This is a genomic window from Streptomyces cyaneofuscatus, assembly GCF_033109485.1.
In the GTDB taxonomy this organism is placed as follows: Bacteria; Actinomycetota; Actinomycetes; order Streptomycetales; family Streptomycetaceae; genus Streptomyces; species Streptomyces cyaneofuscatus.
In genome coordinates this window covers 1,499,344-1,516,414 of the sequence record NZ_CP137002.1, presented here as the reverse complement: position 1 = coordinate 1,516,414, position 17,071 = coordinate 1,499,344, and the positions used below count along the sequence as shown (strand labels likewise).

The following is a 17,071-nucleotide window of genomic DNA, read 5'->3' as shown; positions in this document are numbered from 1 at the left end:
CGGTACTACGCGTACGCGTGCAGTCGGCGGACGAGCGATGCGAGGGACTCCTGCGGCTCCTGCCCCGCCGTGTCGACGACGACGTGCTCCCGGTCCCAGGGCTGGTGGTCGCGGTCGAGGATCTGCTGCCAGTCGGGCTGCGGCAGGCCGGGGATGTCGGAGGAGCGGGTGGCGATGCGGCGCCGGTGCTCGGCCGTATCCGAGCAGACCACCTCGACCTCGACAGCCGGGACGCCCGCCGCGATGCCCACGCCCCGCCAGGCATCACGGGTGACGGCCAGCGGGTTCACGGACTCCGCGATCACGGACAGCCCCTGCCGGAGGTGGTCCCCGGCCAGGGCGTACCCCACGGTGTACCCGGCCGGCCCGACGGGGTGCCCGGCCAGGCCCGAGCGGACGATCGCCTGCTCGATCGTGTCGACGCGCAGGTGGACAGCGCCGGTACGTGCGGCCAGGAGCCGCCGCCAGGGTGGTCTTGCCGGTGCCGGGGAGTCCGCCGATGACGATGAACATGGGGCCCAGGATGCCGCACGGCCGATGGTGCGGACCGCCGCCGGCCGCGAGTGCCGCGCGACCGTCAGGACGACGTCTCGCAGCGCCTGCCGGCGGGAGCCTTCAGCCCCAGTCTGATGGCGTGCCCCGCGTTGACGCCGTACGCGATGTCCCGTAACAGGTTCCAGGCTTTGTGCAGCAGCGTCCGCATCAGGTATCTCCCTGCATTGTGGCTCGGGTCCGGGCTACGGGAAGGCTCCTGATGAAAACTATACATACCTGTATAGCAACAACCTGCTGACGACGGCTGTCCGCGTCAGCAGAGTTCGGCGAGTCGCGGTTCCGCGGTGCGCGCCGCGTCGGGGCCGTAGGTGCGTTCCATGCGCGCCGTCAGATCGGCCGGGGCCAGCTTGTACTCCTGGGTGCCGATCGCTTCGAGCACCGTGGTGGCCAGCGCGCAGCCCAGTCGCGCCGCCTGTTCCTGCGGCCACCCCCATGCCGTACCGGCGAGGAAGCCGGAGCGGAAGGCGTCTCCCGCGCCCGTGGGATCGGCGATCCGCTCCGCGGGCACGGCCGGGACCCGCAGTCCGGGTGAGCCGCCACGGGCCAGGGCGACCCCGTCCGCGCCCAAGGTCGTGATCCAGGTGCCGACGCGGTCGAGGAGGTCGGCCTTGGACCATCCGGTGCGTTCGACGAGCAGTGCCTCCTCGTACTCGTTGGTGAACAGCCACCGCGCCCCGTCGACCAGTTGGCGGGCCTGGTCGCGGTCGAGGCGGGCCAGCTGCTGCGAGGGGTCGGCCGCCACCGGGATGCCGAGGCGGTGGGCTGCGGCGGTGTGCCGGAGCATGGCCTCGGGGTCGTCGGCGCCGATGAGCACCAGTTCGGGCCGGTCCGCCAGAGACGCCAGGTCGATCCGGCGGGCTTCGGCCATGGCGCCGGCGTAGAAGGTGGCGATCTGGTTCTGGTCCTCGTCGGTGGTGCAGACGAACCGTGCAGTGTGCAGGGATTCGCTGACCCGGACGGCGGAGGTGTCCACGCCGTGCGACCGCAGCCAGGCACCGTACTCCGCGAAGTCCGCTCCCGCGGCGCCGACGAGAGTCGGCTCCAGCCCCAACAGGCCCAGTCCGAAGCAGATGTTGGCGCCGACGCCTCCCCTGCGCACCTCAAGGGCGTCGGCGAGGAACGACAGGGACACCCGCTCCAGCTGTTCCTTGATCAGCTGCTCGGCGAAGCGGCCGGGAAAGGTCAGCAGATGGTCGGTCGCGATGGACCCGGTGACGGCGATACGCATGGACGGCGCTCCTCGAAGCTGTGGCCGGTGGTGGACGCGGCGCGGGAGGGGGAGGGAATGCGGCGGTGCGCGGCCCGGGGGAGCCGCGCACCGCCGGCCGGAGGGCCGGGAGGACCCGGGCCCGGCGCCCTCAGCCGGCCGCGACCGCCGCCCGCAGGGCGTCGGCACGGTCGGTGCGTTCCCAGGTGAACTCCTCCAGCTCACGGCCGAAGTGGCCGTAGGCGGCGGTCCGGGCGTAGATGGGCCGCAGCAGGTCGAGATCCCGGATGATCGCGGCCGGACGGAGGTCGAAGACCCGCCGGACGGCCGACTCGATCCGGGACACGGCGACCGTGTTCGTGCCGAAGGTCTCGACCAGCAGCCCCACCGGCTCGGCTTTCCCGATGGCATAGGCGACCTGGATCTCGCAGCGTGCCGCGAGACCCGCCGCGACGATGTTCTTGGCGACCCAGCGCGTCGCGTAGGCCGCCGAACGGTCCACCTTGGAAGGGTCCTTGCCGGAGAACGCGCCACCGCCGTGACGGGCCATGCCCCCGTACGTATCGATAATGATCTTGCGCCCGGTGAGGCCCGCGTCCCCCATCGGTCCGCCGATCTCGAAACGGCCGGTCGGGTTGATCAGGAGGCGGTACTCGTCCGTCTCCACCTTGATGCCGTCCTCCGCCAGCCCGGTGAGCACCTGTTCGACGACGTGCTCGCGGATGTCGGGGGCGAGCGTGCCGTCCAGGTCGACGTCGCCCGCGTGCTGCGAGGAGACCACCACGGTGTCGAGCCGGACCGGGCGGCTCCCGACGTACTCCACGGTGACCTGGGTCTTCCCGTCCGGTCGCAGATAGGGGACGGTGCCGTCCTTGCGGACCTCCGTCAGCCGCCGGGAGAGGCGGTGGGCCAGCTCGATCGGAAGCGGCATGAGCGTGGGTGTCTCGACGGTCGCGTATCCGAACATCAGGCCCTGGTCGCCCGCGCCCTGTTCGCCGAGCTCGTCCCGCTCGCCCTCCACCCTCCTCTCGTACGCCGAGTCGACGCCCCGCGCGATGTCCGGCGACTGCGCGCCGATCGACACCGACACACCGCAGGACGCTCCGTCGAAGCCCTTGGCGGACGAGTCGTACCCGATGTCGATGATCTTCTGCCGCACCAGGTGCGCGATGTCGACGTAGGCGGTGGTCGACACCTCGCCCGCGACATGGACCTGGCCGGTGGTGATCAGGGTCTCGACCGCGACGCGTGCGGCGGGGTCGCGGCTGAGCAGTGCGTCGAGAACGGTGTCGCTTATCTGGTCGGCGATCTTGTCAGGGTGCCCCTCGGTCACGGACTCCGAGGTGAAGAGGGTGCGGGACATGGGCGCTCCAGAGATGTGGCGGATGGGGACGGTGGCGCCTGCCTCTACGACTACGACGTGGTCTTGCGGAACACCCAGTAGTCGGCGCCCTCTTCGGCGATGTAGCCGGCGTCCGGCATCTTGAACAGGAGCGTGGCGCGCGCGGCGACCTCCGGCGCCAGCGCGAACTCCTCGAAGCCGGTCTCCGTGGCGTAGGAGCCCCGGGTGGAGACCAGGATCAGCCCGCCGGGCCTGGCGTACTCGATCAGGGTGAGCAGCGCCGGCGGCCGGACGTGGCCGAGGGTGAAGACCCCGCTGCTGACGACGATGCCGTACTGGGACAGCCGCTCGTCCCGCTCCGGCACCGAGAGGTCCACACCGCCGTAGACCTTGCGGTAGGCGTCGGTCTTCCGTGCCTCGGCGGCCATGTTCTCGGAGAGGTCGACGCCGTCGATCTCGTACGTTCCCAGCGTCTTCAGCACGCTGCCGACGAGGCCGGTGCCGCAGCCGGCGTCGAATATCTCGGTCTGCGGTGTTCCGTAGGCGGAGGCGAGCAGGTGCACGAAGTTGGCGGCGACCCTCGGCGCGATCCACTTCTGGTCGGCGAGGTCCGCGTCGTAGCCCGTCGCCCAGTTCTCGTAGTAGTTCTTCAGCCCGGGGGCGTCCTCGAAGAAGACGTGCGACTGCTTGATGTTCGTGAAGGAGCTGCTCATGGAATGACCTCTCTGTCAGGTAGGGGCAGGTACTTCCGATGCGTCCGCTTTCTTGTTGCCGTCGCCTTCCGCGTCCCGGCTGCTCCGGATACGCAGCCGGGAGTTCTTCACGTCGAAGAGCATGTAGACGGCGATGCCCGCGAGGACGAACAGCGCTCCGGTCACTTCCGACCAGGTGGGCAGGCGGTTCTCCACGGGAAGGCTGAGGATGGCTCCGAAGATGGTCTCCGTGGCGAGCAGCGGGCCGACGAGGGGGACGGGAATCCCTTGTGCGGCCTTCACCCAGATCAGGGTCCCCCACCACGAGGCGATGACCCCGAGGAACACACACCACGCGATGATCTTGAACAGCGGATACGGTTCGAACGTCTCGGGGGGAGTCGAGGCGATGGCGAAGGGCAGCAGCACCATCGAGGCGCCGCCGGCCCCCATGGCCACGAGTCCGGCCCAGAGGGTGGGGTCGGGCTTGGTCTCCCAGGTGCGCTGCGACTGGGCGTTGCGGACCACGAAGTAGGACCAGGTCAGCATGGCGCCGATGGCGAGCAGGATCGCGAAGATCGAGTCGTTGGCGCCTTCGAGGTCCTTCCCCGAGATGAGGTCGGAGACACTGAGGAGCCCCAGCCCCATGATGATCAGGACCACGGGAGCGATCAGCTCACGCCAGGGCATGCGCTTCTCCGCGAAGTTCCCGGCCACCGCGATGGTGATCGGCGACGATCCGACGACGACGGCCGTGATGAATCCGCTGTCCATGGTCGCCGAATACGAGACGCAGACGTAGAAGATGAAGTAGCCGACGAAACCGATCCACAGGCCGAAGAGGACTCTCCGCACGGGCATCAGCTTCAGCTGCTTCCGGCCCCGCCACAGGACGTAGAGTCCGCAGAGGCCGAACAGGGAGTACCGTCCGGTCACCAGGAGCAGTTCACTCGCGGGTTGCACCGCGGCCGGGGCCACGAAGGCGAAGGCCCACAGGAGGGCAGCCGTCAGTGCGGCGATGACATTCTTCGGCGTGCTTCCCATTACAGAGCGCTTTTCCGTTCGGAGGTGTCCCCGGAGCTGAATCCGTTTTCCTTCAGCCAGTTCGGGTTGTAGATCTTCGACATGTACTTGCTCCCGCTGTCCGGGAGCACGGTGACGACGACGGCCGGTCCCTCCAGCGAGCGGGCCACGCGCACGGCGCCCCAGACGTTGGCCCCGGCCGTCCCACCGCAGACGAGGCCCTCGCGCCGGGCCAGGTGGTGGCACGTGGCGAAGGCGTCGGCGTCGGAGAACCGCATGACGTCGTCGATGAGCGAGAAGTCCATGCACTCGGCCAGGTGGTCCTCGCCGACGCCCTCGACGAAGTACGGGGCGATCTCGGTGGGGTCGACCACCCCGTCGTGGAAGTAGCGGTGGTAGATGGAGCCGACCGGGTCCAGCAGCACCGAGGTGACGTCCGGGTTCTGTTCCTTCAGGAAGCGGGAGATCCCGGAGATCGTCCCGCCGGTGCTGCCCGAGGCGACGAACGCCGTCACGGAGTCGCCGAGCGCCTCCCGGATCTCCGGGCCCGTGGAACGGAAGTGGGCTTCGGCGTTGAGGGGGTTGTCGTACTGGTTCAGCATGAACGAGCCCGGTGTCTCGGCGTGGATGCGCCGGGCGCAGGTGACGTAGTGCTTCGCCGAGCCGGGAGCGGCCGAGGTCGGGCAGACGACGACCTCGGCACCCATGGCACGCAGGGCGTCCCGCTTCTCGTCGCTGACCTTGTCCGGCATGGTGAGGATGGCGCGGTACCCGCGGGTGGCCGCCATCATCGCGATCGCCGCGCCCGTGTTCCCCGAGGTGTTCTCGACGATCGTCCCGCCCGGCCGGAGCAGGCCGCGGTGCTCGGCGTCGGCCAGTATGTGACTGACCATGCGGTCCTTGATGCTGCCGCTCGGATTCAGGAATTCGAGCTTGGCGAAAAGGCGAACGCCGACGGGAACATCGAACGTGGTCAGTTCCACCAGAGGTGTTCTGCCGATGACCGACTGAACATTCATTCCGATTCCTCACATCAGCGGCGTCGGGAAGGTGACGGGAAGGTGACGGCATAGCGGGCCGGTGGGCGGCCGGTCGCCGCGCTCCGTGATCAGAGAGCGGAATCAGGGATTTTCACGGAGTCGAGGATGGCCACGGTGTGACCGACCTTCTCGCCCCTTTCCACCCGGGTGAGGGCGTCCACCGCCGATATCTCGTGCGGCGCGAGTTCCTTCTCCAGCTGGAGGGCCTGCGCACCGGCGGCCGCGACCGTGAGACCGGCGAAAACCTCGCGCAGGACGTCGACCGGGTAGAAGTGGAACGGCCCGAGCCCTTCCCGCTCCCACCGGGCGTAGCCCCCGACGACGTCCAGGGGTTCGGACTGGATCTTCCAGGTGTAGGTCAGGATGCCGCCGTTGTATCCGGCGGCACTGGAGAGCGCCAGGATCTCCGACAGCGGCACCCGCGCCCCGATCGACGAGAGCACCCGGCCGCCGACCCGGAGGATCGGGTGTGCCTGCTGCAGGGCGAGGTAGTGCAGGGTGACCAGGTTCTTCTCGGCGAAGCCGGGGACCTCCTCACGCCGCTCCTCGATGAACGTCGAACTCGTCTGGCCGTCGTCGAGGTCGCCGACGCCCGCCATGGGGATGTTGGGGAGGTTCTCGTAGACGACGTCCACCTGCGCGACCTTGCCGGCGAGCGGCGCGAGGATGTCCCCGGCGCCTCCGATCAGTTCGATGTCCTGGGCGAGGAGGTTGCCGCGGATGTTCTGCCGCGCGTGCTCGAGAACGTCCTCGTGCAGATCCGTGAAGCCCACCGACCGCGAGCGGAGGATCTCCACGGCGGCCAGGACGTCCAGGCCGGCCCCGGTGCCGATGGTGCAGAACTTCGGGGCGAGGAAGCCCATCCGCGCCAGGGTCTTGAACGCGGGTACGGCGACGCTGGCGACCCAGTCCGCTCGCGGATCGTCCGCCTTCGGAAGGTAGGAGTGATCCGACAGCGTGATCTCCACGGATGGCCGGATCCGTTCTGTCTTTCCGATCTGGAAGAACTCGCTCGGGGACACAACCAGTTCCGTGGTGTCGATACGTGAACTCATCTCAGCCTCCTGCGACATGGCAAAAGCTCTGCCGGTACGAAGAATTGCGGTCGGCGCCCAGAGAAATGCGTGGTGCACCGGATAGCGCCCCTACGAGACATTGCTCCTCCCCTGAAGGCGTACTCACTGTCGCACCGCCCCGGAATCCGTGTACAGGGCAACTCTGTTGCCACCCGACTGGCAACAGCAGCACCACCGAACCGGCCGCAAACAGCTGGATGCCCTATCCACGGAGCGCTGTCCGTTCCCGACGCCCGTACCTGAACTTCCCCGGACACCAGGGGCAGGGGAATCGGCCGGATCGGCCGCCGGAGGCTCTTTCCGGCCATCCGCCGGGGCGCCGTTGACACGGCGAGAAGCGACTCCCTAGCTTGTATCTATACCGGTTGGTATACACGCCGCTCCTCGCTCCGGGGGGAGGCATGCGTGCCAGTCCCGGTGTCCGGCCAGGCGCCTGAACGGTCCCTGGACATCACCGCCATGACAGCGAGGGGGAGTCCGTGAAGCCCGTACGGGTCCACGAGGAAGTCGAACGGCACCGTGAACTGGTGCTGCTCGCCTGTCGGTCGCTGGACCGGTCCGATCCGCCGGGACAGGCTTCCTGCTGCGTCTCGATCCGATCGGGCGAGGCCGTCGTCATCTCGGCCGGCGAGGAGGACGGGGAACCACCCCGGACCGGCCGGAACGCCGTGCTGATCGACCCGGAGGAGGGGCTGCCGCTGCTCGGGGAGCTCGCCTGGCCGCCCCCCGAGACCCCGGCACATCTCGCGATCCACCGTCAGCTTCCGGGCGGCGGTGCCGTGATCCACACACGCGAACCCGCCACCGTGGCTCTCACGGAGGCGGTCGGCGCGGCCCCTTCCGCCGGCGCGACGGTGCTGACGGTCGCCCCCGGCCCGCGGAGCACGTCCGGGCGGGACGACGTGGCCGGCCTGGAGAAGCTCATCGACCTCTCCGGCCCCGTGACCGCCGTGCTGTTCGACGGTTCGGCCGTCTTCACGTGGGGCCGGAGCCCGGACGAAGCGCTGTCCGGACTGGAGCGGATCAGGGAACTCGGCCGCGCCCTGCGGCCGACGCCCGCCGCCGGTCCCGGGGAGGCCGAGGGGAAGACCTGGTGACGTTGTTACAGGTCATGGCGGCCGACGACCCCGGCGCGGTGCAGCTGCGGTCGGAGGACCCGGAGGTCGTACGTACCCAACTGCTGAGGGTCGGGGTGCGTTTCTCCCGGTGGCGCGCCGCCCGGCGGATTCCCGTCGACGCGGACGACGCGACGATTCTGAACGCCTACCGGAGCCATATCGACCATGTGAGCGCCGAGAACGGCTACCAGGCCGTCGACATCAGACGCCTCACCCCCGCGCCGGCCGGTCCCGGGCCGCAGAGGTCACGGGCGAACCGCGAGAAGTTCCGTCGGCGGCATCTGCACGAGGAGGACATGGTGCGCTTCCTGGTGGCGGGTACCGGCTGTCACTACCTCCATGCCGCGGGCCAGGTCTACGCACTGGTCTGCACGCCCGGTGACCTGCTTTCGGTGCCCAGCCGTACGGGGCACTGGTTCGATGCCGGAGCGACCCCCCGCTACACATCTGTCCGCTTCCTCCGTGCGGGCGACCGGTCCGGTGTCCGATTCCCCCCGGGCGACATCGCCGCCCGGTTCCCGACGCTCGACGATCTGCTGGCGCTGCCCTGAGCGGCAGTCCCACTCGGCCGACCTGCGCCGCTCAGGAGCCACGGCGCGGTCCTACGACTTCAGGGAGTTCGCAGTGTTACGGAATTCAGTGCAGGACAGCACGGGAAGCCGACCGGAACCGAGCGGCCCGGACTGTCCGTGCGGTGCCGACTCGCCAGGGACCTTCGGCCACCTGCTCCGGGCCCACCGCGAGCGGCGCGGGCTCTCGCTCACGCAGTTGGCCGGCCTGGTGCACTTCAACCGAGGGCATCTCAGCAAGGTGGAGAACGGCAAGCGCACGCCGTCGGTGGTTCTCGGGGCGGCCTGCGACCGGGTGCTGGACTCCGGGAGCAGGTTCACCGCCATCGCGACGGCGCTCGAAGCCGCCTCCCGGCCGAGCGCCGGATGGGTTCATCCGGCCCAACTCCCTCCGGCCAAGCGCTTCTTCACAGGGAGGCGGCGTGATCTGAAGCAGCTGAGCCAGTGGCTCGGGGACGACCGGTCCCTCGCCGTGCCCGTCGCGGTGATCAACGGTCCGCCGGGCGTCGGCAAGACCGCCCTGGCCGTCCAGTGGGCACACCAGGCGGTCTGTGACGGCCGCTTCGCCGACGGCCAGCTGTTCGTCGACCTCGAAGGCCCCGAACCGGGAGAGGCAGCCGACCCGTTCGACGTCCTGGGGCATCTGCTCCACGCGGTGGGGGTGCCCGGCGAGCGGCTGCCGGCCGACCTGCACCAGCGGGCCGCCGCCTTCCGCTCCTATCTGCACGGGCGCGAGGTGCTGCTGGTCCTGGACAACGCCGCCGACGCCCAGCAGGTGCACCATCTGCTGCCCGGCTCGCCGGGCAGCGCCGTCGTGGTGACCAGCCGTTCGCGTCTGCCCGGTCTGCTGTCCAGGGTGGACGCGGCCACCCTGCCGATGACGGAACTGTGCCGCCCGGAGGCCGCCATGCTGCTCCGCGCCATGATCGGGGACGCGCGCGCGGACGCCGACCCCGCCGCACTGACGGTGCTGGCGGAACGGTGTGGGCGGCTGCCCCTGGCCCTGGTGCTGGCGGCGGAGAACATCGTGAGCTGCCAGCACCCCAGCGCGGACCGGCTGGCCGCGGAGCTCAAGGTGGAGGAAGCCCGGCTGGCCCTCGCCGAAGGGGATGTGGCCCTGCGCCACACGTTCGACGCGTCCTACCGGGCTCTCGACGAGCCGAGCGCACGGATATTCCGGCTGCTGGGGCTGCTGCCCGGCCAGGTGATCGACGTCGCGGCCACCGCGGTCACCGCGGGGGTCAGCGACGCCGAGGCCGTACGGCTGCTGCGCGATCTGGCGAGCGCTCATCTGATCCGGCAGCAGGACGAGCGCCACTATCTGATGCACGATCTCTTACGCGTCTACGCGGCGGACCTCTGCCGGCAACTGGACGGCGGGACGGCGGCCGCACAGAGGGAGGACCGAGCGGAGACCGAGGCGGCCCTCGTCGCCTGAAGCGCTCATCCCGGTGCCCGGTGCCTGGTGGTCAGCGCCTGGCGTCAGGCGGCGAGCGACCGCTCGATGAGGACGGCCGCCACCTCTTCCGCCCGGCGCACGGCCTGGTCCACCGAACCCATGGGACCCGCGATGCAGGCTCCCTCGTGCAGGATGAGCACCTGGGCGGCCAGATCGCCGGGCGCCTGGGCACCGCCCTCCCGCGCGAGGTCCTCCAGAAAGCCGAGGAACCACGCCTTCTGATGACGCGCCACCTCGCGGGCCGGGTGGTCCTCGGCCAGCTCCACAGAAGCGTTGATGAAGGCGCAGCCCCGCTTGTTCCGCTCGGTCGACCACTCCTGGAGTGCGCCGAAGGTGGCGAGAATCCGCTCACCCGGCGGCCCCTCGTGGCCGTTGACATGCTTCACCAGCATGGACCTCCACAGGCCGTCCCGGGCCTGGAGGTAGGCGACGATGAGATCGTCCTTGGAGCCGAAGCAGTCGTAGAGCGTCTTCTTGGTGACGCCCGCCTGCTCGGCGATCGCCTCCACACCGACGGCCCGGATCCCGAGATCGTAGAAGAGCCGTGAGGCCGTTTCGAGGACTCTCACACCGGCCGGCGTCAGATGGTGGGCACCCCGACGCTTTGTCCTCGTCGCGTGGGTTTCACTACTGATGGTCACCTGGCCAACGGTACACCCAGCGGTATACAGGCGATAGCGTCCGCAGGGCAGGAATCGAACGCGGGTGCCTTAACGATGGCCTTTCACGGACCCGCCCTGACCGGCAGGACGCCCCGGCCTGACCGGCAGACCGAACGCGCCCTGACCGGCAGGACGCCCCAGGCTCCGTGGCCTCGCCCGCCCAGGACACGCCCTCGATCGGCCCCATCGCGTCTCTGTGCCCGCCGGCAGGCCAGCCTGCCGGGGACGGCGATCGCGTAGCGCGACGCCCGGGCGCGGAAAGGGGCGGGTCGATGACTCCGGCAAGCAGGATCGAGGTCGCCGTCTTCGACGTCCTCGGCACGATGGTCGATCAGCCGGGCGGGCTGCGGACCGCGATCCGCGAAGCGTTCCCTGCCGCGGACGAGGCGGCCGCCGACCGGCTGCTCGCCGACTGGGAGGGGCACGTCGCCCATGAACAGCGTCGTATCGCGAACGGCGAACGGCCCTACGCGAACTCCACGGTCCTGGACAGCGAGGCCGTCGAGCGCGTGGCCGGCGATGCCGGGCTCACGGACCCCGATGCCCTGCGGCGTCTGGCCACGGCCTCCCAGCGCCTGGCCCCTTGGCAGGACTCCCTCACCGGGCTCGCCGCTCTCGCGCGCCTGTTCCCGGTCATCGGTCTCACGAACGCCGCCCGCGCGGATCTGCTCCGCCTCAACGCCCACACCGGGCTGCGCTGGCACCAGGCGCTCTCGGCGGAGGACGTCCGCGCGTTCAAGCCGCTGAAAGCGGTCTACCAGCTCGCCGTCGACACCGCGGCCTGCCCGCCGGAGCGTACGGTGATGATCGCCGCCCACGCCTGGGATCTGCGGGGCGCCCAGGCCCTGGGCATGCGCACGGCCTATGTGCACCGCCCCGGCGGAGACCCGCCGAAGGGCACCGACACCTTCGACTGGCGGGCGGGCAGCCTGGAGCAACTGGCCGCCGAACTGGCCCCGTTCGCGTAGCGGGCGGATGGACCGCACCCTCGACCGCGGTGACCGCACCGTGATCCACTGGAAGGGTGCCCAGGAGCCGTGAGCCGGAACGGCGCCGCACCGGACGGGAATCGGGATGGGGAGCATGGACATCGAAGCGCTACGCAGGGACACCCCGGGCACCGCGAACCGGCTCCACCTCAACAACGCGGGCGCGGGCCTGCTGTCCCGGGGCACGCTCCGGACCGTGACCTCCCATCTGGAACTGGAGGCCGCGATCGGCGGCTACGAGGCGGCCGATCAGGAACGCGGACGGATCGACGCCGTCCACGAGCACATCGCCCGGCTGGTGGGCGGCCGGGCGGACGAGATCGCGCTCTTCGACAACGCCACTCACGCCTGGAACGCCGCGTTCTACTCCCTGGAGCTCAAGCCGGGCGACCGCATCCTCACCGGCCGCTCCGAGTACGGCAGCAATGTTCTGGCCTATCTGCAGACAGCCCGGCGCACCGGTGCCGAGGTCGTCGTCGTCCCCGACGACGCGTCCGGTCAGCTCGACACCACCGCCCTGGCGAACCTGATCGACGACCGCTGCAAGCTGGTGGGCGTCACCCACGTGCCGACCAGCGGCGGTCTGGTCAACCCGGTCGCCGAGATCGGACGCCTCACCCGTGCCGCCGGCGTTCCCTTCCTCCTCGACGCCACCCAGTCGGTCGGTCAGTTCCCCGTGGACGTCGCGGAGCTGGGCTGCGACATGCTCACCGCCACGGGCCGCAAGTTCCTGCGCGGCCCGCGCGGCACGGGCTTCCTGTGGGTCCGCCCCGAGGCGCTCGGCCGTCTGGAGCCGTACGTGGCGGAGACGGCGTCGGCCACCTGGGACGGCGGGCGCGGTTTCACCTGGCACGACGGCGCCCGGCGTTTCGAGACCTGGGAGGTCAGCTACGCCAACACGCTGGGGCTCGGCGCCGCCGTCCAGCAGGCTCTGGACCTCGGCATCGACGAGATCGGCCGGCGTGCCTTCGCCCTCGGCGCACGTCTGCGCGACGGCCTCGACGCCGTACCCGGCGTCAGCACCCACGACCTCGGCACGCGGCGGTGCGCCATCGTCACCTGCAAGGTCGACGGCATGGCCCCGGCCGACACCGCCGCCGCCCTGTCCGTGCAGGGCATCAACGTCAGCGTCACGGACCCGGTGCAGACCCAGTTCGACACCGAGAACCGGGATGTCCACCCGCTGGTGCGGCTCTCACCCCACTACTACAACACCGAGGCCGAGGTCGACCGTGCGGTCGGAGCCCTCGCCGAACTCGCCCCGGCGGGCAGGCAGGGACGGTGACGAAGGCCCATCTCCCTCAAGGCTCGCTCAAGGGCGTCAGATGTCCCGGAAGGGACCAGGCGCTCTTTCCAGGTCATGCGGGCTGTGCGGGGCGTACTGAAGCTCAGCGGGTGGGGCCGCCGGACGGCCGCACCGAGTCCTCCTGGAGTCGGCCGGAGCGCGCATCCTGGCTCTGCGTGGATGCGTCACGCCGACTGCCAGATCCGGGCCAGTGCCTCCGGGGTGAGCACTTCCTCCGGTGATCCCTGCCCGACCAGTCGTCCGTCGGCCAGGAGCAGGCAGGCGTCGGCCGAGCGGGCGGCTTCCAGGTCGTGGGTGGCCTGGACGACGGTGGTGCCGTCGGCGACCAGGTCCGTCAGCAGGGCCGTGATCCGCTCCCGCGCCTCGGGGTCGAGTCCGGTGGTCGGCTCGTCCAGGAGGAGCAGGTCGGACTGCTGGGCGAGGCCCTGCGCGATCAGGACGCGCTGACGCTGGCCCCCCGACAGTTCGCCGAGCTGGCGGGCGCCGACGTCGGCGATCCCCAGCCTCTCCATGGCGGAGTCGACCGCGCTGCGGTCCGTGCGGGTCAGCCGCCGCCACAGGCCCCGCTGTCCCCAGCGGCCCATCTCCACCGTCTGCCGCGCCGTGAGGGGAAGCGTGTCGCCGACGGCGCCGCGCTGCGGGACGAAAGCGGGCGGGGAGCCCTCTGTGTACAGCAGTTCTCCGGATGTGGCGGCGATCACTCCGGCCAGGACGCCCAGCAACGTCGACTTGCCGCTTCCGTTGGGTCCGACCAGGGCGGTCATGGCCAACGACGGTATATCGGCGCTGAGTTGGTGGAGCACGGGGCGACCGGGGTAGCCGGCGCTCAGTCGCTGGAACCGGACGCGTTCATTCCGCGATTCGACGTCCGACGAGAGCGAGGGGTTGTTATTGAACATGGTTGTCATTATATGGTCCTCGTATGGAGTGGTTGACGGCCCCTTTCGAGGTGGCCTTTGTGCAGAGGGCCCTATGGGCCGGGATCCTGGTGTCGGCGATATGCGCCCTCGCGGGAACGTGGGTGGTGCTCCGCGGGATGGCCTTCCTCGGTGACGCCATGTCGCACGGGCTGCTGCCCGGCGTCGCGGTCGCTTCGCTGCTCGGAAGCAGTCTGCTGGTGGGGGCGGTGGTGAGCGCGGCCGTGATGGCGGCGGGCGTCACGGCCCTCGGCCGGACTCCGCGACTGTCCCAAGACACCGGCATCGGCCTGCTGTTCGTGGGCATGCTGTCGCTCGGTGTCATCATCGTGTCGCGCTCGCAGTCCTTCGCGGTGGACCTCACCGGCTTTCTGTTCGGAGACGTCCTCGCCGTGCGGGGGAGCGATCTGCTGCTTCTTGGCGTAGCCCTGCTGCTGGCGCTGGCCGTCTCGGTGTTCGGCTACCGGGCTTTCCTGGCCCTCGCGTTCGACGAGCGCAAGGCCCGGACGCTCGGGCTGCGCCCTCGGCTCGCCCATGCCGTGCTGCTCGGCCTGCTGGCGCTGGCCATCGTGGCCTCCTTCCACATCGTGGGCACGCTGCTCGTCCTCGGTCTGCTCATCGCCCCGCCCGCGGCCGCCCTGCCCTGGGCGCGCAGCGTCAGCGGCGTCATGGCCCTCGCGGCGCTCCTCGGTGCCGCCGCCACCTTCGGGGGCCTGCTCCTGTCCTGGCATCTGAGCACCGCGGCCGGAGCGACCGTCTCGGCCCTCGCCGTCGGACTCTTCTTCCTGTCCCACTTCGCAGCCGGACTGCGGCACCGCCGCGCTGCGCGCCGTGCCGGTCTTCCCGAACCGGCGGTCGCCCCGGCCGCGATCTCCCCCACGCCCTGACCGAGAGAGGACTGAGGCGATCTCCTTGCTCGTCCGAAAGAACGTCACATCACTGGCTCCGGCCCTCGCGGCAGTGATCCTCCTGACCGCCGGATGCGGGGCCGGGGACGAGGCCAAGTCCGGTTCCAAGAAGTCCACTTCGTCCGCCACTCCGCACGGCTACGTCGAAGGCGCCACCGAGGCGGCCGAGCAGCAGTCCAGACTTCTGCTCGGCGACGCCGGGAGCGGTGAGGCCCGTGTGCTGGACCTGATCACCGGCACGGTGCACGACATCGCCCGCAGCCCCGGCGCCACCGTGCTCACCACGGACGGCCGCTTCGGCTACTTCTACGGCCCGGACGGCATACGCGTGCTCGACAGCGGTGCGTGGATGGTCGACCACGGCGACCACGTCCACTACTACCGCGCGAAAGTCCGGGAGGTCGGCGACCTCCCGGGCGGCACCGGTACGAGCATCCGCAGCGACGCGCGCGTGACCGTGGCCACGTCGGCGGACGGGAAGGCGAGCGTGTATCGCCGGGCGAACCTGGAGAAGGGCGCCCCGGGCACGCCGTCCCCGCTGCCCGGAACGTTCGCCGGCGCCGTCGTGCCGTACGCGGAACACCTGGTGACGCTCACCACCGAGAGCGGCGCTCCGGCGAAGGTTGCCGTGCTGGACCGTTCCGGCAAGCGCGTCGCCGCCCCGGAGACGGAGTGCGAGGAGCCCCGGGGCGACGCGGTCACCCGGCGCGGGGTCGTCCTCGGCTGCGCCGACGGCGCCCTGCTCGTCCACGAGGGCGACGACGGCACCTTCACGGCCGAGAGGATCCCGTACGGCGAGGACGTGCCGAAGACCGAGCGGGCCGTGGAGTTCCGGCACCGCCCGGGCAGCAGCACCCTCACGGCACCCGCCGGCGAGGACGCCGTCTGGGTACTGGATGTCAGCGAAGGCGCCTGGACCCGGGTGAAGACCGGCACCGTGGTCGCCGCCAACACGGCCGGCGAAGGCTCGCCACTGGTCGTCCTGGAGACCGACGGGTCCCTGCACGGCTACGACATACCCACCGGCAAGGAGACCGGCGCGACCGATCCCCTGCTGAAGGAACTGCCCGAAGCCGGTGCGGGCGGCGGCGCGGCCCCGGTGATCGAGGTGGACCGCAGCCGCGCCTACCTCAACGACCCCGAGGGCAAACGCGTGTACGAGATCGACTACAACGACGATCTCCGCGTGGCCCGTACGTTCGACGTCGACGTACGGCCGTCCCTGATGGTGGAGACGGGCCGATGAGCGCGCGCATGGGCGCTCCACGGATGCGCGCCCTGCTGGTGTCCCTGGTCGGCTTGTTCGTCATCGCCGGTGCGGCGACCGGCTGCGCGGGCGGCGGGGACGAACGGCCCCGGGTCGTGGTGACCACCAACATCCTCGGCGACGTCACCCGGGAGATCGTCGGGGACGAGGCCGAGGTCAGTGTCCTGATGAAGCCCAACGCCGACCCGCACTCCTTCGGCCTCTCGGCCGTGCAGGCCGCGGAGTTGGAGAACGCGGACCTGGTCGTCTACAACGGGCTCGGCCTGGAGGAGAACGTGTTGCGGCACGTGGAGGCGGCCCGCGAGTCCGGAGTGGCCACCTTCGCCGCGGCTGAGGCGGCCGACCCCCTCACCTTCCATGCCGGACAGGACGGCGGCCCGGAAGCGGACGCCGGCAAGCCCGACCCGCACTTCTGGACCGACCCCGACCGGGTACGCGAGGCCGCCGGTCTGATCGCCGACCAGGTCGCCGAGCACGTGGAGGGCGTCGACGAGAAGAAGGTCCGGGAGAACGCCGAGCGGTACGACGGACAACTCGCCGACCTCACCGGGTGGATGGAGAAGTCCTTCGCCGCCATCCCCGAGGACCGACGTGCCCTGGTGACCAACCACCACGTCTTCGGCTACCTCGCCGACCGCTTCGGCTTCCGCGTCATCGGCGCGATCATCCCCAGCGGAACCACGCTCGCCTCGCCCAGCTCCTCCGACCTGCGCTCCCTCACCCAGGCCATGAAGAAGGCCAAGGTGCGCACCGTCTTCGCCGACTCCTCCCAGCCCAGCCGGCTCGCCGAGGTCCTGCGGCGCGAGATGGGCGGCGACGTGAATGTCGTCTCGCTCCACTCCGAGTCGCTGACCGAGAAGGGCAAGGGCGCCGGTACCTACCTGGAAATGATGCGCGCCAACGCCTCGGCCATGGCCGAGGGCCTCACCGACGACTGAACG

At 70.3% G+C, this 17,071-nt stretch carries 17 protein-coding genes and 1 pseudogene; 8 read left to right on the top strand and 10 right to left on the bottom strand.

Annotated elements, in window-relative coordinates:
• Positions 1-5: 5 nt before the first annotated feature.
• The 8 genes and pseudogenes from R2B67_RS06320 to R2B67_RS06285 form a co-directional block, all read right to left on the bottom strand.
• Positions 6-513: pseudogene (locus tag R2B67_RS06320) on the bottom strand (AAA family ATPase).
• 64 nt (positions 514-577) lie between these two features.
• Complete coding sequence (locus R2B67_RS06315) at positions 578-703, bottom strand: hypothetical protein (protein ID WP_019764170.1); 126 nt, start codon at positions 701-703, stop codon at positions 578-580.
• A gap of 105 nt (positions 704-808) precedes the next feature.
• Positions 809-1,783 carry a carbohydrate kinase family protein gene (locus tag R2B67_RS06310; protein ID WP_317816820.1) on the bottom strand — a complete coding sequence of 325 codons (975 nt, stop codon included), beginning with the start codon at positions 1,781-1,783 and terminating at the stop codon, positions 809-811.
• A 130-nt stretch (positions 1,784-1,913) separates the two neighbouring features.
• On the bottom strand, positions 1,914-3,125 hold the full coding sequence (metK, locus tag R2B67_RS06305; protein ID WP_317816819.1) for a methionine adenosyltransferase: 1,212 nt from the start codon (positions 3,123-3,125) through the stop codon (positions 1,914-1,916).
• Positions 3,126-3,175: 50 nt separating this feature from the next.
• Entirely contained in the window at positions 3,176-3,817 is a 642-nt protein-coding gene (locus tag R2B67_RS06300) for a class I SAM-dependent DNA methyltransferase (protein WP_237328432.1), read from the bottom strand.
• A gap of 15 nt (positions 3,818-3,832) precedes the next feature.
• Positions 3,833-4,840, bottom strand: a complete 1,008-nt coding sequence (locus R2B67_RS06295) for a DMT family transporter (protein ID WP_317816818.1) — start codon at positions 4,838-4,840, stop codon at positions 3,833-3,835.
• On the bottom strand, positions 4,840-5,838 hold the full coding sequence (locus tag R2B67_RS06290; protein ID WP_317816817.1) for a PLP-dependent cysteine synthase family protein: 999 nt from the start codon (positions 5,836-5,838) through the stop codon (positions 4,840-4,842). The genes R2B67_RS06295 and R2B67_RS06290 overlap by 1 nt, the downstream gene beginning before the upstream one ends.
• A gap of 89 nt (positions 5,839-5,927) precedes the next feature.
• Entirely contained in the window at positions 5,928-6,914 is a 987-nt protein-coding gene (locus R2B67_RS06285; RefSeq protein ID WP_317816816.1) for a class I SAM-dependent methyltransferase, read from the bottom strand.
• Between the two features lie 500 nt (positions 6,915-7,414).
• On the opposite strand from R2B67_RS06285, the gene R2B67_RS06280 reads away from it, so the two are divergent.
• The 3 genes from R2B67_RS06280 to R2B67_RS06270 are packed head-to-tail and all read left to right on the top strand — an operon-like array spanning position 7,415 to position 10,060.
• Positions 7,415-8,032, top strand: coding sequence for a class II aldolase/adducin family protein (locus tag R2B67_RS06280; protein WP_317816815.1), 618 nt, complete (start codon positions 7,415-7,417; stop codon positions 8,030-8,032).
• Positions 8,029-8,604, top strand: a complete 576-nt coding sequence (locus tag R2B67_RS06275; RefSeq protein ID WP_317816814.1) for a cupin — start codon at positions 8,029-8,031, stop codon at positions 8,602-8,604. Before R2B67_RS06280 ends, R2B67_RS06275 begins: the two co-directional genes overlap by 4 nt.
• The gene (locus R2B67_RS06270; protein ID WP_317816813.1) at positions 8,516-10,060 is read left to right on the top strand and encodes a helix-turn-helix domain-containing protein; all 1,545 of its coding nucleotides are present in this window, start codon (positions 8,516-8,518) and stop codon (positions 10,058-10,060) included. The genes R2B67_RS06275 and R2B67_RS06270 overlap by 89 nt, the downstream gene beginning before the upstream one ends.
• A 44-nt stretch (positions 10,061-10,104) precedes the next feature.
• Here the strand turns inward: R2B67_RS06270 and R2B67_RS06265 are convergent, their stop codons facing one another.
• On the bottom strand, positions 10,105-10,650 hold the full coding sequence (locus R2B67_RS06265) for a TetR/AcrR family transcriptional regulator (RefSeq protein ID WP_018514457.1): 546 nt from the start codon (positions 10,648-10,650) through the stop codon (positions 10,105-10,107).
• A 365-nt stretch (positions 10,651-11,015) separates the two neighbouring features.
• Between R2B67_RS06265 and R2B67_RS06260 the strand changes: the two genes are divergently transcribed.
• Complete coding sequence (locus R2B67_RS06260; RefSeq protein WP_317816812.1) at positions 11,016-11,711, top strand: haloacid dehalogenase type II; 696 nt, start codon at positions 11,016-11,018, stop codon at positions 11,709-11,711.
• A 115-nt stretch (positions 11,712-11,826) separates the two neighbouring features.
• Positions 11,827-13,017, top strand: a complete 1,191-nt coding sequence (locus R2B67_RS06255; protein ID WP_317816811.1) for an aminotransferase class V-fold PLP-dependent enzyme — start codon at positions 11,827-11,829, stop codon at positions 13,015-13,017.
• 185 nt (positions 13,018-13,202) lie between these two features.
• Here R2B67_RS06255 and aztA read toward each other — a convergent pair whose 3' ends face one another.
• Positions 13,203-13,937 (bottom strand): zinc ABC transporter ATP-binding protein AztA, encoded by a 735-nt coding sequence (gene aztA, locus R2B67_RS06250; protein WP_381073612.1) that lies wholly within the window; start codon positions 13,935-13,937, stop codon positions 13,203-13,205.
• A gap of 23 nt (positions 13,938-13,960) precedes the next feature.
• On the opposite strand from aztA, the gene aztB reads away from it, so the two are divergent.
• From aztB to aztC, 3 genes are read left to right on the top strand one after another with little or no spacing between them, the layout of a single operon-like run.
• Entirely contained in the window at positions 13,961-14,842 is an 882-nt protein-coding gene (gene aztB / locus R2B67_RS06245) for a zinc ABC transporter permease AztB (RefSeq protein ID WP_317816809.1), read from the top strand.
• Positions 14,843-14,867: 25 nt separating this feature from the next.
• Positions 14,868-16,109 (top strand): hypothetical protein, encoded by a 1,242-nt coding sequence (locus tag R2B67_RS06240; RefSeq protein ID WP_317816808.1) that lies wholly within the window; start codon positions 14,868-14,870, stop codon positions 16,107-16,109.
• A complete protein-coding gene (aztC, locus tag R2B67_RS06235; protein WP_317816807.1) occupies positions 16,106-17,068 on the top strand; it encodes a zinc ABC transporter substrate-binding protein AztC in 963 nt (320 codons plus the stop codon). The genes R2B67_RS06240 and aztC overlap by 4 nt, the downstream gene beginning before the upstream one ends.
• Positions 17,069-17,071 lie beyond the last annotated feature (3 nt).